25 protein-coding genes and 2 pseudogenes are annotated in these 23344 nt (G+C 66.9%); 23 read left to right on the top strand and 4 right to left on the bottom strand.

The genetic code is table 11. From position 1 onward, the window contains the following. The first annotated feature begins 23 nt into the window (after positions 1-23). Together ACTXGA_RS22570 and ACTXGA_RS22565 are read left to right on the top strand one after the other, a co-directional pair. A complete protein-coding gene (locus tag ACTXGA_RS22570; protein ID WP_443396974.1) occupies positions 24-599 on the top strand; it encodes a terminase small subunit, Nu1 in 576 nt (191 codons plus the stop codon). After that, positions 508-2445 (top strand): phage terminase large subunit family protein, encoded by a 1938-nt coding sequence (locus ACTXGA_RS22565; protein WP_443396973.1) that lies wholly within the window; start codon positions 508-510, stop codon positions 2443-2445. The genes ACTXGA_RS22570 and ACTXGA_RS22565 overlap by 92 nt, the downstream gene beginning before the upstream one ends. A 9-nt stretch (positions 2446-2454) precedes the next feature. Here the strand turns inward: ACTXGA_RS22565 and ACTXGA_RS22560 are convergent, their stop codons facing one another. Then, entirely contained in the window at positions 2455-3069 is a 615-nt protein-coding gene (locus tag ACTXGA_RS22560; protein WP_443396972.1) for a plasmid pRiA4b ORF-3 family protein, read from the bottom strand. Positions 3070-3116: 47 nt separating this feature from the next. Between ACTXGA_RS22560 and ACTXGA_RS22555 the strand changes: the two genes are divergently transcribed. The 6 genes from ACTXGA_RS22555 to ACTXGA_RS22530 are packed head-to-tail and all read left to right on the top strand — an operon-like array spanning position 3117 to position 7524. Next, positions 3117-3332: a phage head-tail joining protein gene (locus ACTXGA_RS22555; protein WP_443396971.1), complete on the top strand. Its 216-nt coding sequence runs from the start codon at positions 3117-3119 to the stop codon at positions 3330-3332. Between the two features lie 4 nt (positions 3333-3336). Beyond that, the gene (locus ACTXGA_RS22550) at positions 3337-4821 is read left to right on the top strand and encodes a phage portal protein (protein ID WP_443396970.1); all 1485 of its coding nucleotides are present in this window, start codon (positions 3337-3339) and stop codon (positions 4819-4821) included. A 4-nt stretch (positions 4822-4825) separates the two neighbouring features. Further along, positions 4826-5803: a head maturation protease, ClpP-related gene (locus ACTXGA_RS22545; protein ID WP_443396969.1), complete on the top strand. Its 978-nt coding sequence runs from the start codon at positions 4826-4828 to the stop codon at positions 5801-5803. A 4-nt stretch (positions 5804-5807) separates the two neighbouring features. Next, positions 5808-6173, top strand: a complete 366-nt coding sequence (locus tag ACTXGA_RS22540; RefSeq protein WP_443396968.1) for a head decoration protein — start codon at positions 5808-5810, stop codon at positions 6171-6173. Between the two features lie 26 nt (positions 6174-6199). After that, the gene (locus tag ACTXGA_RS22535) at positions 6200-7213 is read left to right on the top strand and encodes a major capsid protein (protein ID WP_443396967.1); all 1014 of its coding nucleotides are present in this window, start codon (positions 6200-6202) and stop codon (positions 7211-7213) included. Then, on the top strand, positions 7213-7524 hold the full coding sequence (locus ACTXGA_RS22530; RefSeq protein ID WP_443396966.1) for a head-tail joining protein: 312 nt from the start codon (positions 7213-7215) through the stop codon (positions 7522-7524). The genes ACTXGA_RS22535 and ACTXGA_RS22530 overlap by 1 nt, the downstream gene beginning before the upstream one ends. Before the next feature lie 22 nt (positions 7525-7546). Here the strand turns inward: ACTXGA_RS22530 and ACTXGA_RS22525 are convergent, their stop codons facing one another. Then, complete coding sequence (locus ACTXGA_RS22525) at positions 7547-7831, bottom strand: sll1863 family stress response protein (protein ID WP_443396965.1); 285 nt, start codon at positions 7829-7831, stop codon at positions 7547-7549. Positions 7832-7887: 56 nt separating this feature from the next. Here ACTXGA_RS22525 and ACTXGA_RS22520 point away from each other — a divergent pair, with 56 nt between their 5' ends. Next, the gene (locus ACTXGA_RS22520) at positions 7888-8517 is read left to right on the top strand and encodes a DUF6441 family protein (RefSeq protein WP_443396964.1); all 630 of its coding nucleotides are present in this window, start codon (positions 7888-7890) and stop codon (positions 8515-8517) included. Between the two features lie 41 nt (positions 8518-8558). On the opposite strand, the gene ACTXGA_RS22515 is transcribed toward ACTXGA_RS22520, so the two are convergent. Beyond that, positions 8559-9452 carry a hypothetical protein gene (locus tag ACTXGA_RS22515; RefSeq protein ID WP_443396963.1) on the bottom strand — a complete coding sequence of 298 codons (894 nt, stop codon included), beginning with the start codon at positions 9450-9452 and terminating at the stop codon, positions 8559-8561. Between the two features lie 43 nt (positions 9453-9495). Here ACTXGA_RS22515 and ACTXGA_RS22510 point away from each other — a divergent pair, with 43 nt between their 5' ends. The 14 genes and pseudogenes from ACTXGA_RS22510 (at position 9496) to ACTXGA_RS22445 (ending at position 22842) form a co-directional block, all read left to right on the top strand. Further along, positions 9496-9915: an acyl-CoA transferase gene (locus ACTXGA_RS22510; RefSeq protein ID WP_443396962.1), complete on the top strand. Its 420-nt coding sequence runs from the start codon at positions 9496-9498 to the stop codon at positions 9913-9915. Between the two features lie 24 nt (positions 9916-9939). After that, positions 9940-10878, top strand: a complete 939-nt coding sequence (locus ACTXGA_RS22505) for a phage tail tube protein (protein WP_443396961.1) — start codon at positions 9940-9942, stop codon at positions 10876-10878. Further along, on the top strand, positions 10878-11315 hold the full coding sequence (locus ACTXGA_RS22500) for a hypothetical protein (protein WP_443396960.1): 438 nt from the start codon (positions 10878-10880) through the stop codon (positions 11313-11315). The genes ACTXGA_RS22505 and ACTXGA_RS22500 overlap by 1 nt, the downstream gene beginning before the upstream one ends. Next, positions 11312-11542: a DUF7697 family protein gene (locus ACTXGA_RS22495; RefSeq protein ID WP_443397008.1), complete on the top strand. Its 231-nt coding sequence runs from the start codon at positions 11312-11314 to the stop codon at positions 11540-11542. The genes ACTXGA_RS22500 and ACTXGA_RS22495 overlap by 4 nt, the downstream gene beginning before the upstream one ends. A 16-nt stretch (positions 11543-11558) precedes the next feature. Continuing rightward, on the top strand, positions 11559-14018 hold the full coding sequence (locus tag ACTXGA_RS22490; RefSeq protein WP_443396959.1) for a phage tail tape measure C-terminal domain-containing protein: 2460 nt from the start codon (positions 11559-11561) through the stop codon (positions 14016-14018). A 3-nt stretch (positions 14019-14021) separates the two neighbouring features. After that, positions 14022-14648, top strand: a complete 627-nt coding sequence (locus tag ACTXGA_RS22485) for a phage distal tail protein, Rcc01695 family (protein WP_443396958.1) — start codon at positions 14022-14024, stop codon at positions 14646-14648. Then, positions 14645-14995 (top strand): hypothetical protein, encoded by a 351-nt coding sequence (locus ACTXGA_RS22480; RefSeq protein ID WP_443396957.1) that lies wholly within the window; start codon positions 14645-14647, stop codon positions 14993-14995. Before ACTXGA_RS22485 ends, ACTXGA_RS22480 begins: the two co-directional genes overlap by 4 nt. A 128-nt stretch (positions 14996-15123) precedes the next feature. Further along, positions 15124-15774, top strand: a complete 651-nt coding sequence (locus ACTXGA_RS22475; protein WP_443396956.1) for a lysozyme — start codon at positions 15124-15126, stop codon at positions 15772-15774. 4 nt (positions 15775-15778) lie between these two features. Continuing rightward, entirely contained in the window at positions 15779-16012 is a 234-nt protein-coding gene (locus ACTXGA_RS22470; RefSeq protein ID WP_443396955.1) for a hypothetical protein, read from the top strand. Continuing rightward, positions 16009-16893: a phage/gene transfer agent baseplate hub protein gene (locus ACTXGA_RS22465; RefSeq protein ID WP_443396954.1), complete on the top strand. Its 885-nt coding sequence runs from the start codon at positions 16009-16011 to the stop codon at positions 16891-16893. Before ACTXGA_RS22470 ends, ACTXGA_RS22465 begins: the two co-directional genes overlap by 4 nt. After that, positions 16890-17327: an NlpC/P60 family protein gene (locus ACTXGA_RS22460; protein WP_443396953.1), complete on the top strand. Its 438-nt coding sequence runs from the start codon at positions 16890-16892 to the stop codon at positions 17325-17327. Before ACTXGA_RS22465 ends, ACTXGA_RS22460 begins: the two co-directional genes overlap by 4 nt. 3 nt (positions 17328-17330) lie before the next feature. After that, positions 17331-18980, top strand: a pseudogene (locus ACTXGA_RS22455) (baseplate multidomain protein megatron); the annotation flags it as partial. A gap of 528 nt (positions 18981-19508) precedes the next feature. Continuing rightward, a pseudogene (locus ACTXGA_RS22450) lies at positions 19509-21878 on the top strand (baseplate multidomain protein megatron); the annotation flags it as partial. Between the two features lie 7 nt (positions 21879-21885). Beyond that, positions 21886-22842 carry a DUF2793 domain-containing protein gene (locus ACTXGA_RS22445; protein WP_443396952.1) on the top strand — a complete coding sequence of 319 codons (957 nt, stop codon included), beginning with the start codon at positions 21886-21888 and terminating at the stop codon, positions 22840-22842. A 66-nt stretch (positions 22843-22908) separates the two neighbouring features. Here the strand turns inward: ACTXGA_RS22445 and ACTXGA_RS22440 are convergent. Continuing rightward, positions 22909-23344: ATP-binding protein (locus ACTXGA_RS22440; RefSeq protein ID WP_443392036.1), on the bottom strand; the 436-nt coding region annotated here is incomplete at its 5' end.

Below are 23344 nucleotides of genomic sequence, written 5' to 3'. Positions count from 1 at the left end.
GATCGGCCTGAAAGGATCATTTCTTGTCATCGGCCAGCCAGCCCATCGGGGTGATCGCGAAGCTGCTGGATCTCTCGGAACGCCGGGTTCAGCAGCTGAGCCGCGAAGGCGTGATCCCCAAGGCGACGCGCGGGCAATACGACCTGATCGGCTCGGTCCGCGGCTACGTGCAGTACCTGCGCGACCAGGCGCTGAAGGCGCAGGCCGGTGCGCCGGACTACGCCTCGGAACGCGCGCGCTTCATCCGGGCCCGGGCCGACCTGGCCGAGATGGAGGCGGAGGAGAAACGCGGCAGCGTGATTGCGGCCGAGTATGTCGAGGGGGCCTGGATCGCCGTTCTGACGCTCCTGCGCACGCGGATCCTGGCGCTGCCCGACAGATTGGCGCCGCAACTGCATTCCGAGGCGAGCCCGGCGGGCGTACGCGACGCGCTGCGGAGTGCCCTTCGCGAGGTGCTGGAAGAACTGGCGGAGAGCGATGTGCGCCCGGAAGACGACAACGACAGCGATGCTGAGACTGCCGGGATCGGAGGTGTTGCACCGGACTGTGCGTACGGCCCTGAAGGTGCTGACGCCGCCGCCGGAACTGACGATCAGTGACTGGGCGGACGCGAACCGGCGGCTGAGCTCGGAGGCGAGCGCCGAACCGGGCCAGTGGCGCACCAGCCGCGCCGAATACCAGCGCGGGATCATGGATGCGATTTCTGATGCGACCATCGAAACGGTCGTGATCATGTCCAGCAGTCAAATCGGCAAGTCGGAGTCGCTTTTGAACATGGTCGGCTACCACATCGATCAGGACCCGGCGCCGATCATGGTGGTGATGCCGACCGAGCGGGACGCGGAAACCTGGTCGAAGGACCGGTTCTCGCCCATGGCGCGGGACACGCCGTGCCTCACCGGCAAGATCGCCGACCCGAAGTCGCGGGACGGCAACAACAAGATCCTGCACAAGCGGTTTCCCGGCGGGCATCTGACCATCGTCGGCGCCAATGCGCCCTCTGGTCTTGCCAGCCGCCCGATCCGGCTGCTGCTCTGCGACGAGGTGGACCGCTACCCATTCAGCGCGGGTGCCGAGGGCGACCCGGTGAACCTCGCGAAGAAGCGGACGGTCACCTTCTGGAACCGCAAGATCGTGCTGGTCTCGACGCCGACGAACCGCGGCGCGAGCCGGATCGAGACGGCCTACGAGGAGAGCGACCAGCGGCAATACTGGGTACCGTGCCCGGACTGCGGCACCGAGCAGGTGCTGACATGGGGCCAGGTTCGCTGGGAAAAGGCCCCGGAAGGGACCCACCGGTCTGAGACGGCGCGCTATCACTGCATCGACTGCGACGCGGCGTGGAAGGATGAGCGGCGGTGGTCGGCGGTCGGGAAAGGCCGCTGGATTGCGAACCGGCCTTTCGCGGGCATCGCCGGGTTCCATCTGAACGAGATCTATTCGCCCTGGGTCCGGCTGGAAGCGATGGTGAGGGCCTTCCTCTCGGCGCGAGCCGGAGGGGATGAGGCGATGAAGACCTTCGTCAACACGTCCCTCGGCGAGACCTGGGTCGAAAGCGGCGAGGCGCCGGACTGGCAGCGGCTGCAGGGCCAGAAGGAGCAGTGGCCGGTCGGGACTGTGCCCCGGCGGGGCCTGTTCCTGACAGCCGGCGTCGACGTGCAGAAGGACCGGATAGAGGTCGATGTCTGGGCCTGGGGCCGAGGTTTGGAAAGCTGGCTCATCGATCACATCGTGATCGAGGGCGGACCCGGATCTGAAGCCTGCTGGCAGGGTCTGAGCGCACTGCTGAGCCGGACCTGGCAGCACGCGAGCGGTGAGCCAATGAGCATCACGCGGCTCGCCATCGACACCGGTTTCGAGACCAGCGCCGTCTATGCGTGGGCGCGCCAGGTGGGCTTTGCGCAGGTCGCGCCGGTCAAGGGCATGGAAGGCTTCAACCGGACCAGTCCGGTCTCTGGCCCGACCTTCGTGGACGCGACGGTCGGCGGCAAACGCCTGCGGCGGGGTGCCCGGCTCTGGACCGTGGCCACCTCGACCTTCAAGGCCGAGACCTACCGCTTCCTGCGGCAAGACCGGCCGACACCCGAAGAACTCGTCGGCGGCGCGACCGAGCCGCCAGGGACGATCCACCTTCCGGGCTGGACGGATGGCGAATGGCTGAAGCAGCTGGTGGCCGAACAACTGGTGACGGTGCGCAATAAGCGCGGCTTCGCCAAGCTCGAATGGCAGAAACTGCGGGAACGCAACGAGGCGCTCGACTGCCGGGTCTATGCCCGCGCGGCCGCCTGGATCGTCGGCGCGGACCGCTGGTCCGACCGGCACTGGCAGGAACTCGAACGGCAACTTGCCGCTCCGGAACCGGTTTGTGCCGGGGGCACTACTGGTCCGGGCAAGCCGCGTCCGGCCACGCGACGGCGTGCGGTGCGCTCGAGCTACATGGGGTGAGCCGAACGATCAGTGCAGCCGCTTGGCGCGGCTGCGCTGGAAGGCCTCGAGGGCGGTCTTGCGCTTCGCGGCGATCTCGCGGACGCGTTCCATGATCTCAGCTTCGCCGAAGTGGGTGGGGTGGAACGGTCCGCCGTACCAGCGCACCATCTCCCTGTGCTGGGGGTGACCGCGCTTGGCGATCGCCTCGAGGAAGTCCATGAAGCCCGGCGGGCCACCGACGTCTTCGGGCGGCGCGGTGCGCTCGCCGCCGAGAAAGACGGGATAGTCGATAGACGGGTCCGCCGCTTCGACATGCTCGACGATGATGCGGTGCTGCCAGTCGTCCCCGAAATCGTAGGTGTAGAGAAACTCCGTGACCCCGCGGTCGGTCAGCGTGCCGAGGCGCATGCCCTTGGCCTGGTAGACCTTGTGGCCCCAGAGATCATCCTCGCCGGTCGGTTCGCCATAGACCCGTTCGCCGACGGTGAACTGGTAGAGGTGATCATTCTCCCAGGGCATGACCGCCTGGATGACCTCGTGCAGGGCGCGAAGGTTGGTGGTCAGGCTCACCGCAACCCGACGCCAGATGATGGGTTCGAGATGCGCAAGTTCGATGCGGAGGTGGGCAATCTGATCGGTCATGTCGGCCTGGTCGGAGGGGTTCGGGCGCAGGATAGAGGCAGGCCAGCATGGCGACAATTACCGAACTGCGCGCCCGCCGGGACGCGTTGGCTGACCAGCGCGCCTCGGGCGTCGCCCGGGTCAGCTACGACGGCAAGAGCGTGGACTATCGCAGCGTGGCCGAGATCGACCGGGCCATCGAAGCCCTCGACCGCGAGATCGCCACGGCCGAGGGTCGGCGGGTGGTGCGCCAGATCCGCGTGACAACGGTGAAGGGCCTCTGAACCCATGCGCCTATTCGGAATGTTCGGCCGCCGCCCCACCGGCGGGTCCACCACCGTGCGCGCCCGGCTCGAAGGCGCCATGGCGAAACGGAGGTTGCGCGGCTGGAACCCGCCGCTGGAAAACATCAACGCGCTGGTCGCCTGCGGCGGCCCGCGTCTGCTGGCGCGCTCACGCGAGCTGGTGGTCACGAACGGCTACGCGGCCAATGCCTGCGAGGCCTTCGCCGCGAACCTTGTCGGCGACGGGATCAAGCCCTCCTCGCTGATCGGAGATGCCGATCTGCGCGACCGCATCCAGCGGCTCTGGCTCGCCTGGACGGATGAGGCCGACGCCGACGGTCTGACCGACTTCTACGGCCTGCAGGCCATGATCGCGCGCGAGATGTTCGTCGCGGGCGAATGCTTCGTCCGGCTGCGCCCGCGCCGGGCCGAGGACGGGTTGCTGGTTCCGCTGCAACTGCAGCTCCTGCAGTCGGAGATGCTGCCCTCCGAGAAGACCGAGACGGCAGCGAATGGCAACCGCATCCGCTGCGGGATCGAGTTCGATGCGATCGGCCGGCGCGTGGCCTACCACTTCCGCCGCAGGCATCCCGGCGACAGCACGGATCAGGGAGCGATGATCCCCGAGACGGTGCGCGTGCCGGCAGAAGATGTCCTGCACATCTACCGCCCCATCGACGCAGGCCAGATCCGTGGCCTGCCGCATGTGGCACCGGCCATGGTGCGGCTCTTCCTGCTCGATCAATACGACGACGCCGAACTCGACCGGAAGAAAACCGCGGCGATGTTCGCCGGCTTCATCACCAAGACCGCGCCGGAAGAACCGATGCTGGGCGAGGCCGAGGCGGATCTCGACGGGTCGGCCATCGCGAGCCTCGAGCCTGGCACGATGCAGGTGCTGCTGCCGGGCGAGGACGTGAAGTTCTCGTCGCCGGCCGATGTCGGCAGCAGCTACGAGGCGTTCCAGTACCGTACGCTGCTGTCGGTATCGGCCTCGCTGGGGCTGCCCTATCACCTCGTCACAGGCGATGTCCGGCAGGCGAACTATTCGAGTCTGCGGGCCGAGCTCGTCGAGTTTCGCCGCCGCATCGGCCAGCTGCAGCATGGGGTGCTGGCGCATCAGCTCTGCCGACCGATCTGGCAACGCTGGCTGGAGACAGCGGTGATCTCCGGAGCGCTCGACGGGACCGATCCGGCGATTCTACGCCCGGTGCAATGGATCCCGCCACGCTGGGACTGGGTCGATCCGCTCAAGGACATCCAGGCGCAGGTGCTGGCGATGGAAGCGGGTCTCACCTCGCGCCGCAAGGTGGTCGAGGCCACCGGCTACGACATCGAGGAAGTGGACCGCGAGAACGCAGCGGATGCCACGCGCGCCGCGGCCCTCGGCCTGCGCTACCGCACGAGCCCGGGCGAGACGCAAGGCGCCCGCGCGACACCTGCGGCACGCCCCGATCCGGCGGACTGCACCGCCACCGAACAGGAGTAACAACATGAACAGCTGGTACACGATCCGCGCCCTCGCGACGGGCGCGGAAGTGTCGATCTATGACGAGATCGGCGCCTATGGCGTCTCGGCGAAGGGCTTCCTCGCCGAGCTTGGCGCATTGCCCGAGGGCACGCCCATCGATCTCAGGCTCAACAGCCCCGGCGGGTCGGTCTTCGACGCCGTGGCGATCTTCAACGCGTTGTCCCGCCACGCCGGCACGGTGACGGTCTGGATCGACGGCATCGCCGCCTCGGCAGCCTCCTATATCGCCATGGCGGGCGACGAGATCGTCATGCCCGAGAACGCCTTCCTGATGATCCACGATCCCCCGGGGCTGGTCATGGGCACGGCCGAGGACATGCGGTCCATGGCCGGCGCCCTCGACAAGGTGAAGGGCAGCCTGGTGTCCGGCTACGCGGCGAAGTCGGGACGGACCGCGGAGGAGGTCTCCGCGCTGATGGCGGCCGAGACCTGGTTCGATGCGGCAGAGGCTTTCGCGCAGGGCTTTGCTGACCGTGTTGCCGAGCCGGTCCGGATCGCCGCGCGCTTCGACATCGCCCGGTTCCGGAATGCGCCACCGGCGGTGACCGATGCTGTGGACACCACTGGTGGTGACGACGATGCCAACGGTCGCCAGTCCGGGGAAACTGCTCCGGCCGCCGATGTCGAGGCGAACCCCGAGCCTCAGGCGCTGGAAACGCCACCCAGCGCAGGCGCTCATCTCGATCCCGTGGCGATCCGCGCCGAGGCCATCGCCCATGCCCGCGCCGTGATCGATCTCTGCCGTCTCGCGGGACAGCCGCAGATGGCCGGGCGCTTCCTCGAACAGGAGGCCGATGTCGATGCCGTGCGTGCGGCGCTGCTCGCCGTGAAGGTGCAGGCCGAACCCGAGATCGCCCCGCATCACCCGCAGCCCGGCCGGAGTTCGGCCGCGCGTCCCTGGGGCGAGATCGTCGCCCGCACCTTCAAGCTGAAAGGCTGACCCCATGACCACGCTCACCGAAGGCAAACACCCGGGCGGCTTCCTCGTCTGGGAGGCCTTCCGCGACTACACCCGCGAGACGATCACCGTGGCGAGTGGCACGCTCGAACCCGGCACCGTGCTGGGCAAGATCACCGCCAGCGGCAAATACGCCGCCCACGATTCCGCCGCCGTCGATGGCACCGAGACTGCCGTCGCCGTTCTCTGGGGCAAGGCCGACGCAAGCGCCGGCGATGTTGCCGCCGTCGCGCTCGTGCGCGGACCCGCCATCGTCAACCGACACGACCTCGTCTTCGCCGGCGCACCCAGCGATCCCGAGATCGCCGCCGCGCACACCGCGCTGCTCGCTGCCGGCATCCTCGCCCGCTGACCGCAACTCTCCACAAGGTTATCCACATGGCCACCATGGATATCTTCGAGGCCGATGCCTTTTCGGTCATCGAACTCACCCGCGCGCTGGAAAACATCCCGTTCAAGCCTGCGCTGCTCTCCTCGACCAGCCTCTTCAGCCCTCGCGGCGTGCGCGCCCGCACCGTGGTGATCGAAAGCCGCGACGGCACGCTCTCGCTGATCCCGTTCTCCGAACGAGGCTCGGCCTACGATCAGCAGGTGCCCGAGCGGCGCAACATACGCGCCTTCGTCTGCCGCCAGTTCAAGAAGCAGGACGTGATCTGGGCCTCCGAGATCCAGTCGGTCCGCGACTTCGGCTCGGAGTCGGCCACCCAGCAGGTCCAGACCGAGGTGGCCCACCGCCTGCGGCGCCTGCGCCAAGATGCCGAGGCCACCTTCGAATACCACTTCCTGAACGGTATCCAAGGGCTGGTGAAGGACCCCAAGGACGGGGCGACCGTGATCGACTATGCGGCCGAGTTCGGCATCACGCCGGAGGCCGAGATCGACTTCGACCTCGACAACGCGACACCTGCGTCTGGTGCCTTGCGCAAGCGCTGCCAGGCGCTGATCGAAAGCGTGGAGGTAAGTCTGGGCGGTCTCGCGGCCGGTGCCGTACAGGTGCGTGCCGAATGCGGCTCGGCCTTCTTCGCCGATCTGGTGGCGCACAAGGAAGTGCGCGAGACCTATCTCAACACCGCCGCCGCGGCCGATCTGCGCGGCCGGGTCGCCGACGAGGTCAGCTTCGGCGGTATCACCTTCCGCCGCTACCGGGGCAGCTCCGCCTTCGGCGTGCCGACCGACAAGGCGTATTTCTATCCCGAAGGCGTCGAGGGGCTCTTCGAGATCTACCACGCCCCCGCCGACACCTTCGAGACGGTCAACACGCTCGGCCTGCCGCTCTACGCCCGAACCATCCCGGACCGGGATCGCGACGAATGGGTGCGGCTGGAGATCGAGAGCAACCCGCTGCCGATCTGCACCCGGCCGCAGGTACTTCGCCAGGCGCGGCGAACCTGATGAACGCCTTCGCCGTCGCCCTCGATGCGCTCTTCACGGATGCGCATTTGGGTCGGGACGCCGTCTACACCGCCGAAGGTGGCATCCCGGTGCTGGTGCGCGCCATGCTGCGACGGGCGGACGACATCGGCAGCTTCGGCGAGGCGCGCATCTGGTCGGAAACCACCCGGCTGGATCTGCGTGTCGCCGAGGTGCCGCACCCGCGTCCCGGCGACCGCATCGAGATCGACGGCGAGGCTTTCCTCGTCCAGGGCGAGCCGGTCCGGGATCGCGAGCGGCTCGTCTGGACCGTGGATTTGCGCTTGGCGTGAAGCTGAAACCGGAAACGGTGACTTACCGGAAGCGGCTCCAGGCCTTCTGGAAGGAGCTGGCGATGTCTTCCCAGGCGTTTTCCATGCCTTTGCGCATGTCGTCCCAAGCGGCATCGCTGGCGGCCTGGGCTTCCTTCATCCGGGCCTGCGCCTCGTCACGCTGCCTGCGCATCTCGGCGAGTTGCTTCTCATAGTTTGCCTTGTTCTCGGCCTGCGCGGCTTTCGCCTGCGCCTGCAGCTTGTCGATTTCGGCGTTCCACTCATCGAGCTTCGCCTTCATCTTCTCCACATATGCGTCGCGATCCATGTCTTCCTCTCCTCCTTTTCCCGCAGGGAGTGTGTCACATGAAGGCCGGAAACTGAATGGCAGCGCCCTTGCGGTTCAAGCTCGATGTCGATCCCGACATCGCTGCGATGATGCAGAAAGAGATTGCCGCCGGTGAAAAGGCGGTTGGCGCGGCCATGCGCGAGGCCGGGGCCGGGCTCAAGACCGCCTGGCGTGGTCAGATCACCGGCGCGGGGCTCGGCAACCGCCTCGCGAACTCGATCCGGCTTGCGACCTTCCCGAAAGCGGGCGAGAGCCTGAACGCCGCAGCGCTAGTCTGGTCGAAGGCGCCGGTCATCGTCGGTGCCCACGACACTGGTCCGCTAATCCGTTCGAAGCATGGGTTCTGGTTGGCGATCCCGACCGTGGCGGCTGGGAAATCACTGAGGGGCGGCCGGATCACGCCGGGTGAATGGGAACGTCGGCGGGGTCTGCGACTGCGCTTCGTCTACCGGCGCCGGGGACCGAGCCTGCTGGTAGCGGAAGGGCGGCTGAACAGTCGGGGTCTCGGCGTCGCGTCACGGTCCAAGACCGGCCGAGGGCGAATGACGGTGCCAATCTTCCTGCTCGTCCCGCAGGTCAAGCTGCCGAAGCGGCTGGATCTGGATCGCGACGCCGAGCGGGCCCTCGACAGCGTGCCGGGGTTGATCGTGGCGAACTGGCGTTGAGGGGTGTTAGTCTATTCTCCCGAGGAAGGCACCACCAAGGTTCAATTTACTGTTCTTTCCAGCTTTGCCGCGAAGGAGCCAATACTCGACTGCATCAGCAGCGCGGACGATACCTGTGTTGCAGCCGACCAGGAGATCGCCCAGAGAGCCAATTCAATGAGAACTTCTGACACGGGTCCGTGACTCGGACTCAATACCCGCAGCTCGTCGCCAATCCTTGATTTAGCTTCGACTTCCGAAACATACACAGATCTCCCTAGGAAATTTGGATGAGTGACCTCACAAAGGACGCCATAGTGCGCCATGAGGTCACTATGCCCTTTAATTTTCGAAACCCTCTTAAGGATAGTGAGAATATTTGTGGGATTCAACTCTTTCTCCGCATCGGGTAATCTCGAAGAGAATACCGACTTAAGAATTAACTCTTCAAGCTCAGTGCTGGCAATGATATGATTCGAAAAATCTAATTTTTGCAGATCCTCCAGCGTTGGGGAGACTTTTCGCGAGACATCCAGAAACTGCACAACACTCTCTACAGCGGCGCGAGCGACAATTGCAGAGGCGATAGTTTCGCCGCCGCCTAAGGATTTTACTGCGCTTCGAAGGAGTTCTGCGGTTCGCCATACGGACATGACTGTGTAAGCTTCCAAATTTTTCAAAGAATCCGTCCAGTAGATCTTATTTACGGCCCATGGTGAATCGTCCAAAGATATCGCCTCCTGAATTTCATTATCAAAAGCCTCTTTTGTCTTAAATCGCCAGCCATATCTTTTTGGAAAATCCTTGGAGAAATCATTAAATCGCTTGACGCTATCATTTGCGCATCCGACCCAAGAATTGCCCCCGCTTGCTTTCTCGATCAGTCTATTTGGTATTTTGGGAACAGGCTCAATTGTTCGCCGGTCACCCTTTTTGTTGGTTGGTTGCTTTGGCATCGAGTATGTCCTTTTTCTTGTGACAATACAGGAGCATGCTGCCTTGGCAACTTCTCGCGAAACCATCCTCGCCGCGCTGCACGCGCGGCTCTCGGCGCTGCCTGCCACCGCCCTGCGCGGCGAGGTGCTGCCCGAACGTATCCCGACCGATGGCCTGCTGATACTGCGCGACGGCGAGCCGGGCGAGCCGGAGGTTACGCTCTCGCCGCTGACCTACCACTACCAGCACCGTGTCGAGATCGAGGCAGTCGTTCAGGGCAATGAGCGCGACACCGCATTCGACACGCTCTGTGCCAGCACCGGCGCAGCACTCGCCGCCGACCGGACGCTGGACGGGTTCTGCGACTGGGTCGAGGCCGAAGCGCCGCGGCCCGTGGACCTGCCCGTCGAGGGCGCGGCCAGCCTGAAGGCTGCCGTGATCCCCGTCGTCCTCCACTACACCACGGCCGATCCGCTGGCCTGACCCCGACAACCCGAGGAGAACACCATGGCACGAGCTTTGGGGGCGCGGGCGCAGATGGCGCTTGCGTTCGAGACGACCTATGGCACGCCGCCCGCGAGCGGTTTCACGAAGATGCCGTTTGCCAGCACCACGCTCGGCGCCGAGCAGCCGCTGCTGAACTCCGAGTTGCTGGGCTACGGCCGCGATCCGCTGGCACCGATCAAGGACGCGGTGACGGCCGACGGCGACGTGGTCGTGCCGATCGATGCGGCCGGGTTCGGTTTCTGGCTGAAGGCGGCCTTCGGGGCACCGACGACCACTGGCACCGGCCCCTGGACCCACGAATTCCAGTCCGGGTCGTGGACCCTGCCGAGCCTCTCCATCGAGACCGGCATGCCGGAGGTGCCGCGCTACGCGCTGTACAGGGGCTGCGTGCTGGATCAGCTGACCTGGCAGATGCAGCGTTCGGGGCTCCTGACCGCGACGGCCAAGCTCGTCGCACAAGGCGAGACGGTCGGAACGACGTCGAACGCGGGCGCACTTGCCGAGCTTGCCCTGAAGCGCTTCGGGCATTTCAACGGCGCGATCACCCGCAACGGCGCGGCGCTCGGCAACGTGGTCTCGGCCGACATCACCTATGCCAACAATCTCGACCGGATCGAGACGATCCGCTCGGACGGCCGCATCGATGGCGCGGATCCGTCCATCGCGGCGCTGACCGGCTCCATCGAGGTCCGCTTCGCCGACAGTTCCCTTGTGACGCAGGCGATCAATGGCGAGGCCTGCGAGCTGGAATTCAGCTATGCGCTGCCATCGGGCGAGAGCTTCACCTTCACCGTGCATGCCGTCTACCTGCCGCGCCCGCGGATCGAGATTTCCGGGCCGCAGGGCGTGCAGGCGAGTTTCGACTGGCAGGCCGCGCGCGACAGCGTGGTCGGCCGGATGTGCACCGCAACCCTCGTGAACGATGTGGAGACATTCTGATGCTGACGCTCGACCTGACCAACGCCCCGCGCTGGCATGACCTGGCCGCTGGGGTCCGGGTGCAGCTGCGCCCGCTGACCACTGCGCTGATGGTCGCGACCCGCAGCGATCCCTCTGTCGAAGCGATCCCCATCGAGGCCTCCGACGAGGCGCGCGCGCTCGCCTTCGCCAAGGCGCTGGCACGCCGCGCCGTGCTGGCCTGGGAGGGCATCGGCGATGTTCAGGGCAATTCCATCGATCCGGGCCCCGAGGCCATCGACGCGTTGCTCGACATCTGGCCGATCTTCGAGGCCTTCCAGCTCAGCTACGTCTCGAAGGGTCTGCTGCTGGAGCAGGAAAAAAACGTCTCTGCGCCCTTGCCGAGTGGTGCTTCGGCGGGGGCGACGCTTATTGCGCCGCCTGTTCCGGACGCTGTCCCGACTGCCCCGAACGGCTGAACGCACCGCTGACTTTCGAGGGCTGGCAGGTCTGGGACCTGGTCGGCCGCCTCGGTGGCCAGACCCGCATCCTGCCCGGCGCGGTCACGGGCTGGGACATGAGCGCTGCCCTGCATCTCGCCGCGGCGCTCGGCGTGCCGCCCGCCGCGGTGGCCGAACTTCTGCCCACCATCGAGGCGGTGATGGTGCGCAGGACGAACGAGCAGCTCGCCGCTGCCCGCGACTGATCCGGAGCTTCAAGACATGGCCGAAAAGCGCGTTTCCGTCCGCCTTTCCGCGGTGGGCGGCCGGCAGGTGCGCGCCGAGCTGGAAGGGGTCGGCGAGGCCGGAGCCCGAGGCTTCGGCCGACTCAGCCGCGAGATGGAGGCCGCGAATGCACGCATGGCCGCCTTTTCCCGGCGCGTCCGGGTTGCTTCTGCTGCCGCGGTGGCTGCCGCGACCGCTGCAGGTGTCGCCATGGTGCGCACCGGCCTGCAGACGGTCGACGCGCAGGCCAAGCTCGCGCAATCCCTCGGCACGACCGTTGCCTCGATCCAGACGCTGGAACGCGCAGGGGAACTCGCCGGCGTCTCCATGTCCGGCATCGAGCAGGCGACCAAGGATCTGACGCGACGGTTGAGCCAGGCGGCTGCGGGCGGCGGTCCGGCCGCACAAGCACTGTCGCGGCTCGGGCTCTCGGCCTCGGAGCTTCTGGCTTTGCCGCTCGACCAGCGCGTGGGCGCGATCAACGCCGCCATCGAATGCTTCGTGCCGGTGGCGGAGCGCGCGGCCGTCGCGGGGCAGCTCTTCGGCGAGGAAGGCTCCATCGCCATGTCGCGGATCGACACGGCGACGTTGCGCCAGGCAACCGAGGACGTGCGGGATTTCGGCGTGGTGGTGTCCGAACAGGATGCCGACCAGATCGAGCGAACCAACGACGCGATCTCGCGGCTCGGGCTGATCTGGCGCGGGCTCTCGAACCAGCTGGCCGTCGCCGCGGCCCCGGCGCTTGAAGCCGTCGCCAATGCCATGGCGGCGCTGGCCAGCCGCACCGGGCCGCTGGGCATCGCGATCCGCGGTCTCTTCGACAACATCGGCCGGTTCACGACCTATGCCGCGACCTTCGCCGCCTTCCTCGCGGGCCGCTGGGTCGCCGGGATGGCCGCGGCGGCGCTCTCGGTCCGGGGACTTGCCACGGCACTCGTGGTTCTGCGTGGCGCTCTCATCCGAACCGGCATCGGCGCACTGATCGTTGGCGCCGGCGAGCTGGTCTACCGGTTCTCGCAATTGGTGGAACGGGTCGGCGGGTTGGGCGAAACTTTCCGCCTACTCGGCGCGCTGGCCTCGGAGGTCTGGTCGCGGATCGGGCTGACGCTCGATGCGGCACTGGCCAGCATGGCGGCCGGTTGGCAGGACCTGCGCGCGGCGGGGTTTGATGCCCTGCAGGGGCTGGTCGATGGCGTCGTGGCTTTCGGCGACCGGACCGTGGCGGTCTTCCAGGGCGCCTATGACGCGGCCGTGGCGATCTGGGGCAGTCTGCCAGGAGCCATCGGGGATTTCGCCTTCGAGGCGGCGAACGGGCTGATTTCCGGCGTCGAGGCCATGTTGAATGGCGTCGTCACCCGGATCAACCGCTTCGTCGAGACTCTGAACAGCGCGCTCGCGCTTCTGCCGGACTGGGCCACCGGTGGCGCGTCCATCAAGATCGGCCAGCTCGATCCGGTCAGTCTCGGCCGGGTCGACAACCCCTTCGCGGGACAGGCCCAGGCAGCCGGGGTCGCCGCGGGGGAAGCCTTCGCCGCAGCGCTGTCCCGCAGCTACGCTCAGGCCCCCGATCTCGCGCTGGGCAGTGCCGCCGAGGACGCCCGGTTCCGCGCCGCCGGGTACCGCGAAGCCGCCAGCATGTTGTCAGATGCGGCCTCGCAACCGCTCGCCAGCTGGCAGGCCCTGCAGGCGGCGGTCTCGGGCACAGGCACAGCTGCCGACACCGCGCTTTCGGACGCCGCGCTTGCTGCTGATGGGCTTGGCACGAGACTCGACAAGGCGGGCGATGCAGCCAAAAGCGCTGGCGGGGCAGCAAAGGAGGCCGGATCGGCCGCGAAGGACGCCGCGGATGCGGCAGCCAAGGCAACCGAGAAAGCGGCGACCGGCTGGAAGGCGGTCACGCAGGCGCTCTCTGACTATGCCAGGTCCGCCCGCGACATCGGTAGCGATATCGGCCAGACGCTGGTCGGGGCCTTCGGCGCGGCGCAAAATGCCATCGGCGAGTTCGTGAAGACCGGAAAGCTCGATTTTCGCGATCTCGTCGCCTCGCTCATCGCCGATCTGGCAAAGCTTGCCGCCCGGCGTTTCATCCTCGGGCCCATCGCCAACGCCCTCGGCGGCGCGCTTGGCGGTCTCGGCGGTGTCTTCGCCAACGTGTTCCACGCCGGTGGCGAGGTTGGTGCCCGCGCCCCGGGCCGCGTGGTGCCGGCCGCGGTCTTCGCCGGTGCGCCGCGCATGCATGGCGGTGGCTGGGCCGGGCTGAAGCCGGACGAGGTCCCGGCCATCCTGCAGCGGGGCGAGCGCGTGCTCTCGCGGAAAGAAGCCGCCGGTTACGGCGCAGGCGCGCCCAGTATCAACGTGACGATCAATGCCCGCGACGCGGAAAGCTTCCGGCAATCCCGAACCCAGGTGGCGGCGGACATCGCCCGGGCGGTCTCGCTCGGGCGCAGGGGAATGTGAGCCATGGCGTTTCACGAGGTCCGGTTTCCGGACGACATCAGCCGCGGCGCCCGCGGCGGGCCGGAGCGGCGCACGCAGATCGTCGAACTTGCCTCTGGCGCGGAGGAACGCAACGCGAGCTGGGCCAACTCCCGCAGGCGCTATGACGTGGCCTATGGCATCCGCCGCGCGGACGATCTCGCGGCGGTGGTGGCTTTCTTCGAGGCGCGCAACGGCCGGCTGCACGGGTTCCGGTTCAAGGACTGGGCGGATCACAAGTCCTGCCTGCCATCGCAGGTGCCGGGCCCGACCGACCAGGTCATCGGCACCGGCGATGGCACGACCACCGCCTTCCAACTGGCGAAGGCATATGCCTCCGGCGGACAGGCCTGGTCGCGGGTCATCACCAAGCCAGGCGCCGGCACTGTCCGGGTGGCCGTAGATGGCATCGAACAGGGCAACGGTTGGGCGGTGGATCCGACGACCGGGCTTTTGGGGTTCGCTGCGGCGCCCGGCAATGGCGTCGCGATCACCGCCGGGTTCGAGTTCGACGTGCCGGTCCGCTTCGACAGCGATCTGCTCGACGTCACGCTCGATGTCGAACGGCTCGGTTCGATCACCTCCATTCCGCTGTTGGAGATCCGGCGATGAATGACGAGACCAACTTTCTCTCGGCCGCCCTGCGCGACCTCATGGCCTCGACCGCCGCGATCCTCGCGATCTGGGGTGCACTTGGCGGGGCCACCAATGCCCTGACCACGAAGATGCGGCTTCGCGATGCGCTGCGCCACATCCTGCTGGGCGGGCTGATCGCCGCCGGCATGGGCAGCCTTTCGATGGCGCTGGTGGCGCAATGGCTGGGCCTGCCGCGCGAGGCCATCCCGGCCGGCGGGGCTGCGGGCTCGGCCGCTTATCTCGTCGGCGTCTTCGGGCCCGCCTTCATCGAGGTCATCCTGGCGCGGCTGCGCAATGCCAGGTGGGACGGCAGCGATGTCTGAGCTCGCGCGTCTGACCCGGCGCCTGCGCTGCGACATCCGCGACCCCCGGCGCGCCCTCGAACACCGGCTCCGCATCGGCCTCGCGGTGGCCCTGCTTCTCTTTCTCGTCTCTCTTCTGAGGTAATTCCATGCACATGACCGACCGGGGCCTGCTGGCCCTTGCCCGGCACGAGGGGATCGTGCCCGGGCCCTATCTCGATATCGCCAATGTCTGGACTTTCGGCATCGGCCACACGGCCTCGGCCGGCGATCCCGATCCCGCAACCATGTTGCGCGGCATGCCCGGCGATCTCGACGCCGGGATCCGGGTCGCCTTCCGGCTCTTCCGCGCGGACCTCGCCCGCTACGAGGCGGCGGTGCGCAAGGCGGTGACCGTGCCGCTGGAGCCGCATGAGTTCGATGCGCTGGTCTCCTTCCACTACAACACCGGGGCGATCGCGCGGGCGACGCTGACCCGGCTGCTGAACGCGGGCGACCGCGCAGCTGCCGCGGTGGCCTTCCTGAACTGGCGCAAACCCGCGGCCATCATCCCCCGGCGCGAGGCCGAGCGCGATCTTTTCCGCGATGGCACATATCTCGGCGGCACTATCCCGGTCTGGTCGGTCGATTGGCATGGGCGCGTGGATTACGCGCGCGCCATTCGCCGGCTCAGCGAAGAGGAGGCGCTGGCGCTGCTGCGCCCGGCACCGGTGAGTGCCGCTCCCGCAAGACCGGCCAGCCAACCCGGCTGGCTCACTCGTCTCACCCAGCTTTTCACCCAGCTTGTCCGGAGGACCTGATCCCATGCGCTACATCCGCCCCAACTCCCTGACCTGGTGGGCCGGCCTCTGCGCCGTTTCCACAGGCACCGGCGCCCTGTTCCTGCCGGAACACGACCAGCTCTCAAGCCTGGCGCGGCTCGTCTCCATGCTGGCCGGGGCCGGCGATACCTCGCCGATAACGCTGATTTCGCTTGGGCTGGGCCTCATCGGGCTGCGCGACCGGATCGAGCGCGGCTTCCGGGTGGAGGGGCGATGAAACGCCTCGACGCGGAGCTGCAGGCGCATCTCGACGAGGGCACAACCACGCTCTGCTGGTGCTGGCGGATCACCCGGTCCGACGGCACCACCTTCGGCTTCACCGATCACGACGTGACGCTCGAGTTCGAAGGCACGAGTTTCGAGTCCGAGAGCGGGCTCACGGCTTCCGAGATTCGCGCGGGCACGGACCTGTCGGTCGATGCACAGGACGCTGCGGGGGTGCTGAGCTCGGACCGGATCACCGAGACCGACATCCTCGACGGCCGCTGGGACAATGCCGAGGTCGAGGTCTGGCGGGTGAACTGGTCCAACCCGCGCCAGCGCGTGCTCCTGCGCCGCGGCGCCATCGGACAGATCCGGCGCGGGCGGCTCTCCTTTGTCGCCGAGGTCCGCTCGCTCGCCCATGTGCTCGGCCAGACAGTCGGGCGCACCTTCCAGGCAACCTGCGACGCAGCGCTCGGCGATGCCCGCTGCAAGCTCGATCTCGAGGCACCGACCTACAAGGGGTCCGGAACGGTCGAAGCCATCCTGCGCGACCGGTCCTTCCGCGCCACTGGCCTCGGTGGTTTTGTGCCGGCCTGGTTCACCTTCGGCACGCTCACCTGGACCACGGGCGCCAATGCCGGGCGGATCGCCGAGGTGGGGTCTCATGATCGGGCGGATGCCACGGCAACGGTGGGACTGCTCGAGGCGCCGGTCCGGACCATCGCCGAGGGCGATACCTTCACGATCCACGCCGGCTGCGACAAGCGGATCGAGACCTGTGGGGCGAAGTTCGCCAATGTGGCGAATTTCCGGGGGTTTCCGCATATCCCGGGGCAAGACGCGGTCATTCGCTATGCCACGAAAGATGGCGGGCACACGGGAGCTGTGCTGTGAAAGCCGCGGACCCCGCGCTTGCCATTGCTGCCGCGCGCGCCTGGCTGGGCACGCCCTACCACGACCAGGCGAGCCTGCGCGGCGTCGGCTGCGATTGTCTCGGCCTTGCCCGCGGGGTCTGGCGCGAAGTGGTCGGCTTGGAGCCGTTCCCAATCCCGCCTTACAGCCGCGACTGGGGTGAGGTCAGCCCCCGCGAAGTGCTGGCCGAGGGCGCGCGCTCGATGATGATCGAGGTGGCCCCGGCCGATGCCGGCCCCGGCGCGCTGCTGCTCTTCCGCATGGAGCGCCGCGCCATCGCCAAGCACGTCGGGATCCAGACCGGGCCTGAGCGCTTCATCCATGCCCGCGAGACCCTCGGTGTCATCGAGGAACCCCTCAGCCCCACCTGGCGCCGGCGGATCGCCTTCGCCTTTCTCTTTCCAGACCGGACCTGACTCATGGCCACCCTCGTTCTCGGCGCCGTTGGGGCCGCCATCGGCGGCAGCATCGGCGGAACCATTCTCGGCATCGGCGCCGCCACCATCGGTGGCTTTGTCGGCTCGACCCTCGGTTCCGTCGTCGACAGCTGGATCGTCTCCTCGCTCACACCCGCCCAGCGGATCGAGGGCGCGCGGCTGGAAACCCTGCGCATCACGTCGTCCACCGAGGGCGCGGTCATTCCGCGGCTCTTTGGGCGCATGCGGATTGGCGGCAACATCATCTGGGCCACCGATTTCCGCGAGCGGAAGAAGACCTCGACGCAGGGAGGTGGCAAGGGTGGCGGCGGGCCCAAGGTCAAGACCACCGAGTATTTTTACTACGCAAGCTTCGCCGTGGCGCTCTGCGAGGGCGCCATCACCGGCATCGGCCGCATCTGGGCCGACGGCAAGCTGCTCGATACCTCCGGGATTACCTGGCGCTGGTATCCCGGCGACGAGATCCAGACCGCCGATCCCTTCATCGCCGCCACCATGGGGTCCGACGAAACCCCGGCCTATCGCGGCACGGCCTACGTGGTCTTCGAGGATCTGCCGCTGAAAAACTACGGCAACCGCCTGCCGCAGCTCTCCTTCGAGGTCTTCCGCCCGCTGGCCGGCGACGACGGCATGGAGACGCTGATCCGCGCGGTCACCCTGATCCCCGGGGCCGGAGAGTTCGTCTATGCCACGACGCCGATCCGCAAGGGGCAGCTTGGCAACACGAGCTCCGAGAACGTCCATGCGCGCTCGGATGCCACGGACCTCATCGTGGCGCTCGACCAGCTGCAGGCGGCGCTGCCCAACCTCGAAAGCGTGAGCCTCGTCGTCGCCTGGTTCGGCAGTGACCTGCGCGCCGGCCAGTGCCAGATCACACCGCGTGTCGAGGTCTCGAACAAAGTAACTACGCCGCAGTCCTGGCGGGTGAACGGGCTCGACCGCGCAAGCGCGCCGCAGGTCAGCATCGATGTCTCGGGCCGCCCGGTCTTTGGCGGCACACCCTCGGATGCCTCGGTGGTGGAAGCAATCCGCGAGATCAGGGCGCGCGGCTGGCGGGTTACGCTTTATCCCTTCCTGCTGATGGATGTGCCCCCGGGCAACAGCCTGCCAAACCCGTACTCGGACAATGCCGGCACGAACGGCCAGCCGGCCTTTCCCTGGCGCGGGCGCATCACCTGTTCACCCGCCGCCGGCTTCGAGGGAAAGGTGGATCAGACGGCTACGGCGGCCAGCCAGGTTGCGGGTTTCTTCGGGGCAGCTCTGCCATCCGATTTTTCCGTCGCGGGCGAAGTGGTCAGCTGGACCGGCGGTGCCGACTGGGGGCTACGCCGCATGATCCTGCACTACGCGCATCTTTGTGCCGCGGTCGGTGGCGTCGATGGTTTCCTGATCGGTTCGGAATTGCGCGGGTTGACCACGATCCGCAGCGGGGCCTCCACGTTTCCGGCGGTTCAGGCGCTGCGGGACCTGGCCGGAGATGTGCGCGGTATCCTCGGCCCCGCCACGCAGATCAGCTACGCGGCCGACTGGTCGGAGTATTTCGGGCATCACGTCACCGAGGCTGGCGGCTCCGGGCCGGACGATTTCTCGGGGATCGCGTACAGCTTGCCGATCGTTGTCGGGGACTGGAAGGTCTTCGTTCCGCAGCTGGCACCGGATTTCACGAGCTGGCGGCTGCATGTCTATTCCAGCGGTACGACCCTCGACCTCGCCGATGTCACCCTCGGCAGCAGCATTTCCCAGACCGGCACCGACGCCAAGGCAACCTATTACGCGATCTGCGACGTCTGGGTCGCCGATGTCCCGCTCGGCACGGAGCTCACCTATTCCGACGTCATGACGATCCAGCAGGGCACCTCGATCGGCATCTGTAACGACATCGTCACCATATACCGTCTCACCCAGGCCGATCTCGACAGCGTCACGCCCGACGGGCTGAAGATGACCCGCTTTGCCAGCGTGGTCGCCTCGCGCAATACCACCGCCTCCGCGCCCGGGTCCTATACCCGGTCCCTCAGCTACATCCGCAACGATGCCGCGGTAGTGGCAATCCGCATCGTGCTGCAACTCGAAGAACCCTACTACAGCGGTGCCTACGACAAGGTGGTGAGCTACAGCAGCCCGGTCCTGCCGCTTGCCAGGTCCGAGCCGGTCACCAGCGTCTATTGCCATCTCGACCCGCTCTGGGCCGACGCGGAGATCGATTTCGTCGGCATCGACAATTACATGCCGCTCTCCGACTGGCGCGATGGACGCGAGCATAGCGATGCCCTGAACGGTTGGCCCTCGGTCTATGACACGACCTACCTGCAAGAGAACATCGAAGGCGGCGAGGGCTACGACTGGTACTACGGCTCGGCCTCGGATCGCAGCAATCAGGCGCGCAGCCTGATCGAGGACGACTACGGCAAGCCCTGGGTCTTCCGCTACAAGGATCTGCGGAACTGGTGGGCGAACCAGCACTTCGACCGCCCCGGCGGGATCGAGAGCGGCACGCCGACAGCCTGGATCCCGCAGTCAAAACCCATCGTCTTCACAGAGTTCGGCTGCCCGGCCATCGATCGCGGTACCAATCAACCCAACGTCTTCCACGACCCGAAATCCTCCGAGAGCGCGGTGCCGTATTTCTCGCGCGGCTGGCGCGACGATGCGATCCAGCGGGCGTATTTCGAGGCGACGCTGACTTACTGGAGTGAGGCATCGAAAAACCCGGTCTCCGCCACCTATGGCGGACGGATGATCGATCTCGGAGAATGCGCCGCCTGGACCTGGGATGCGCGGCCCTATCCGCATTTCCCCGAACTGACGGATATCTGGGCCGACGGGCCGAACTGGCAGCGCGGTCACTGGCTCACGGGCCGTCTTGGAACCGGGTCTCAGGCCGCGCTCGTGCGCGACCTCTGCCTGCGCGCCGGTCTGCCCGCCAGCCGGATCGACACCTCGGGACTCGTCGGCTCGGTCGAGGGCTACATCATCACCGCGCTGGAAACTCCGCGTGCGTCGATCTCGACGCTGGCCCGCCACTTCGGCTTCGATGCGGTCGAGACGGAGGGCCTGATCCGCTTCGTGATGCGTGGCCGCGCGCCGGTGGTGGCGCTCACCCATGGTGACCTGGTCGCCCCGCGCGAAGGCGATCTCTTCGAGCTGACCCGCGCGCAGGAAACCGAACTGCCTCAGGCCCTGAAGTGGCAGGTCACGCGGGCTGATGGCGACTATGACACGGCGCAGGTCGAAGCGCGGCGCATCACCGTGGACTCGACTCGCATCACCTCCGAGAGCTTCCCCATCGCCGTCCCGCCCGAGGAGGCCGAGCGCCGTTGCCAGCGCGCGCTCATGGAAGCCTGGACGGCCCGGGAGACGGCCACCTTCCGCCTGCCACCCTCACGCCTTGCGCTGGACCCGGCCGATGTCGTGATCCTCGCCCATGACGGCCGGGACAATGCCTTCCGCCTGACCTCCATCGCGGACAGCGATGCCCGTGGGATTGAAGCCCTGCGCCAGGACCTCGACAGCTTCGAGATCCCACCGGGAACGGCCCGCGGGGCAACGGTGAGCGAGGCGGTCAGTTTCGGCACACCGGAGATCGTTCTCCTGGACCTGCCGCAACTCAGCGAGGACGTCGCGGCGCATCGGCCCCTGGTCGCCGCACACGCCATTCCCTGGCCCGGCGACATGGCGGCGTTCCGCAGCCCGTCGACCGATGGGTTCGAGCTGCTGACGACATTCGGCAATGCAGCCCGGATCGGAACGCTGGTGGAGGATTTCCACGCGGGGCCGACCTCGCGCTTCGATCTCGGCAACGTGCTGGTGGTCGATCTCTATTCCGGCACGCTCGAAAGCATCTCGGATCTGACGCTGTTCGGCGGGGCCAATGCGCTGGCCGTCGAGAGCGCGCCCGGGGTCTGGGAGATCGTGCAGGCGGGTACGGCCGAGCTGATCGCGCCAGGACGGTATCGCCTGACCCGGCTTTTGCGCGGTGTACGAGGCACGGAAGGCACCATTGGCAACCCGTCACCTGCGGGAGCCCGCGTTGTGGTGCTCGACGAAAGCCTCGCGTCGCTGCCGATCACCGAGGCTGATCTCGGCATCCCATGGAACTGGCGCATCGGACCGGCAAGCCGACCAGTCAATGATGACAGCTATGTGGCTCAGACCTTCGCACCCGAAGGGGCGGGCCTGCGGCCGTTTTCCGTCGCGCATGTCGAGCAGCCGTGGCGCAGGCCACGGGTGCCTGGCGACCTGACCATCCGCTGGACACGCCGGTCCCGCGCGCTCGCCGCCGACAGTTGGGGTGGGCTCGAGGTGCCGATGCTCGAGGAATTCGAAGCCTACGAGGTCGAGATTCTCGACGGCGCAACCGTGAAGCGGGTGCTGAACACGACCACCACCAGCGCGGTCTACAGCGGCGCTGACCAAACCGCCGACTGGGGCGCGCCCCTCGGCCCCGGCGACAACCTCACCATCCGCATTTTCCAGCTCTCCGCCCTCGTCGGGCGGGGCGCGTACAAAACTGTCACGCTGACATTCTGAGGATCCCATGTCCGACGCCACGACCCATCTGATGCTGCCATACATCGCCGCGGCACAGGCCCAGAAGCATGTCACCCACAACGAGGCGCTGCGGATCCTCGACGGGCTCGTCCATCTCTCGGTGCTCGACCGGGACCTGGCCGCGCCGCCCGGCAGCCCCGCCGATGGCGACCGCTACATCGTCGCCTCGGGCGCGACGGGCGACTGGGCGGGTTGGGACCTGAACGTGGCTCTGTGGACCGACGGCGCCTGGCTGCGCCTGCCGCCGCGCACCGGATGGCGCGCGTGGGTCGAAGACGAGAACCTTCTGCTCGTCTTCGAAGGGTTCGGCTGGGTCGGGACCACGCCGGCGGAGCTGCAGAATCTCGCGCTGCTAGGACTCGGAACGACGGCGGATGGGGCGAACCCGTTCTCGGCCAAGCTGAACGCCGCGCTGTGGACGGCGAAGACCGTGGCGGAGGGCGGCACGGGCGATCTCTTCTACACGATGAACAAAGAGGCAGCCGGCGACGATCTCGGTCTCACCCTGCAGACCAGCTTCGTGACCAAAGCGCTGGTGGGCCTCTTCGGCTCAGACCGTTTCCGCCTCGCGGTCTCGGCGGACGGCAGCACCTTTTTCGACGGACTGATTGTCGACAACGCCACGGGCATCGTGCACCACCCCCGGCTGCCGCGGTTCAAGGCCTACACCGATTTCGACAACTACGTCGGCGTCGGCGCATGGACCACGATTGGCATCAACAACACCGACTATAACGTCCAAGGGGCCTTCGACGCGGCGAATTACCGGTTCGTGGCGCCCGCAGACGGCACCTACCTTTTCGGCGCGACGCTGCTGTTCAAGGTCAACGCCAGCACCTCGGCGCGCATGAGCGGGCGGCTTTTGCTGAACGGCTCAACCGAGATCCGTGGATCGCGGGGCGAAGTCACCAGTTCGCATGTCTCCGAAGCCACAGCGTGTTGATTTCCGCTGAGAAGTGACCCGGTTTTTTCACCGAGATTTGACCCACCCTTGTTTATTCCTCGGCGGTCATGTTGTGGTCAATGCCGGCGTCTCCTTTCTTGTTTTCTTGGCGGCTTCGGAACTGGCTTTGAAGCGGTAGCTGTCGTTGCCGGTTTCCAGGATGTGGCAGCGGTGAGTGAGCCGGTCCAGGAGCGCGGTTGTCATCTTTGCATCCCCGAAGACCTGCGCCCATTCCGAGAAGCTGAGGTTTGTGGTGATGATTACGCTGGTACGCTCGTAGAGTTTGCTCAGGAGGTGGAACAGAAGCGCGCCGCCTGATGAACTGAACGGCAGGTATCCCAGCTCGTCGAGGATGACCAAGTCGACCTTGGTGAGCATCTCGGCCATTTTCCCGGCTTTTCCGAGCGTCTTTTCCTGTTCCAGCGCGTTGACGAGTTCCACCGTCGAGTAGAAGCGAACCTTGCATCTGTGATGCTCGATAGCCTGAACGCCGATGGCCGTT

The sequence above is a fragment of the Antarctobacter jejuensis genome, from assembly GCF_052266595.1.
Lineage (GTDB): Bacteria > Pseudomonadota > Alphaproteobacteria > Rhodobacterales > Rhodobacteraceae > Antarctobacter > Antarctobacter jejuensis.
This window is presented reverse-complemented; position numbering and strand designations above follow the sequence as displayed.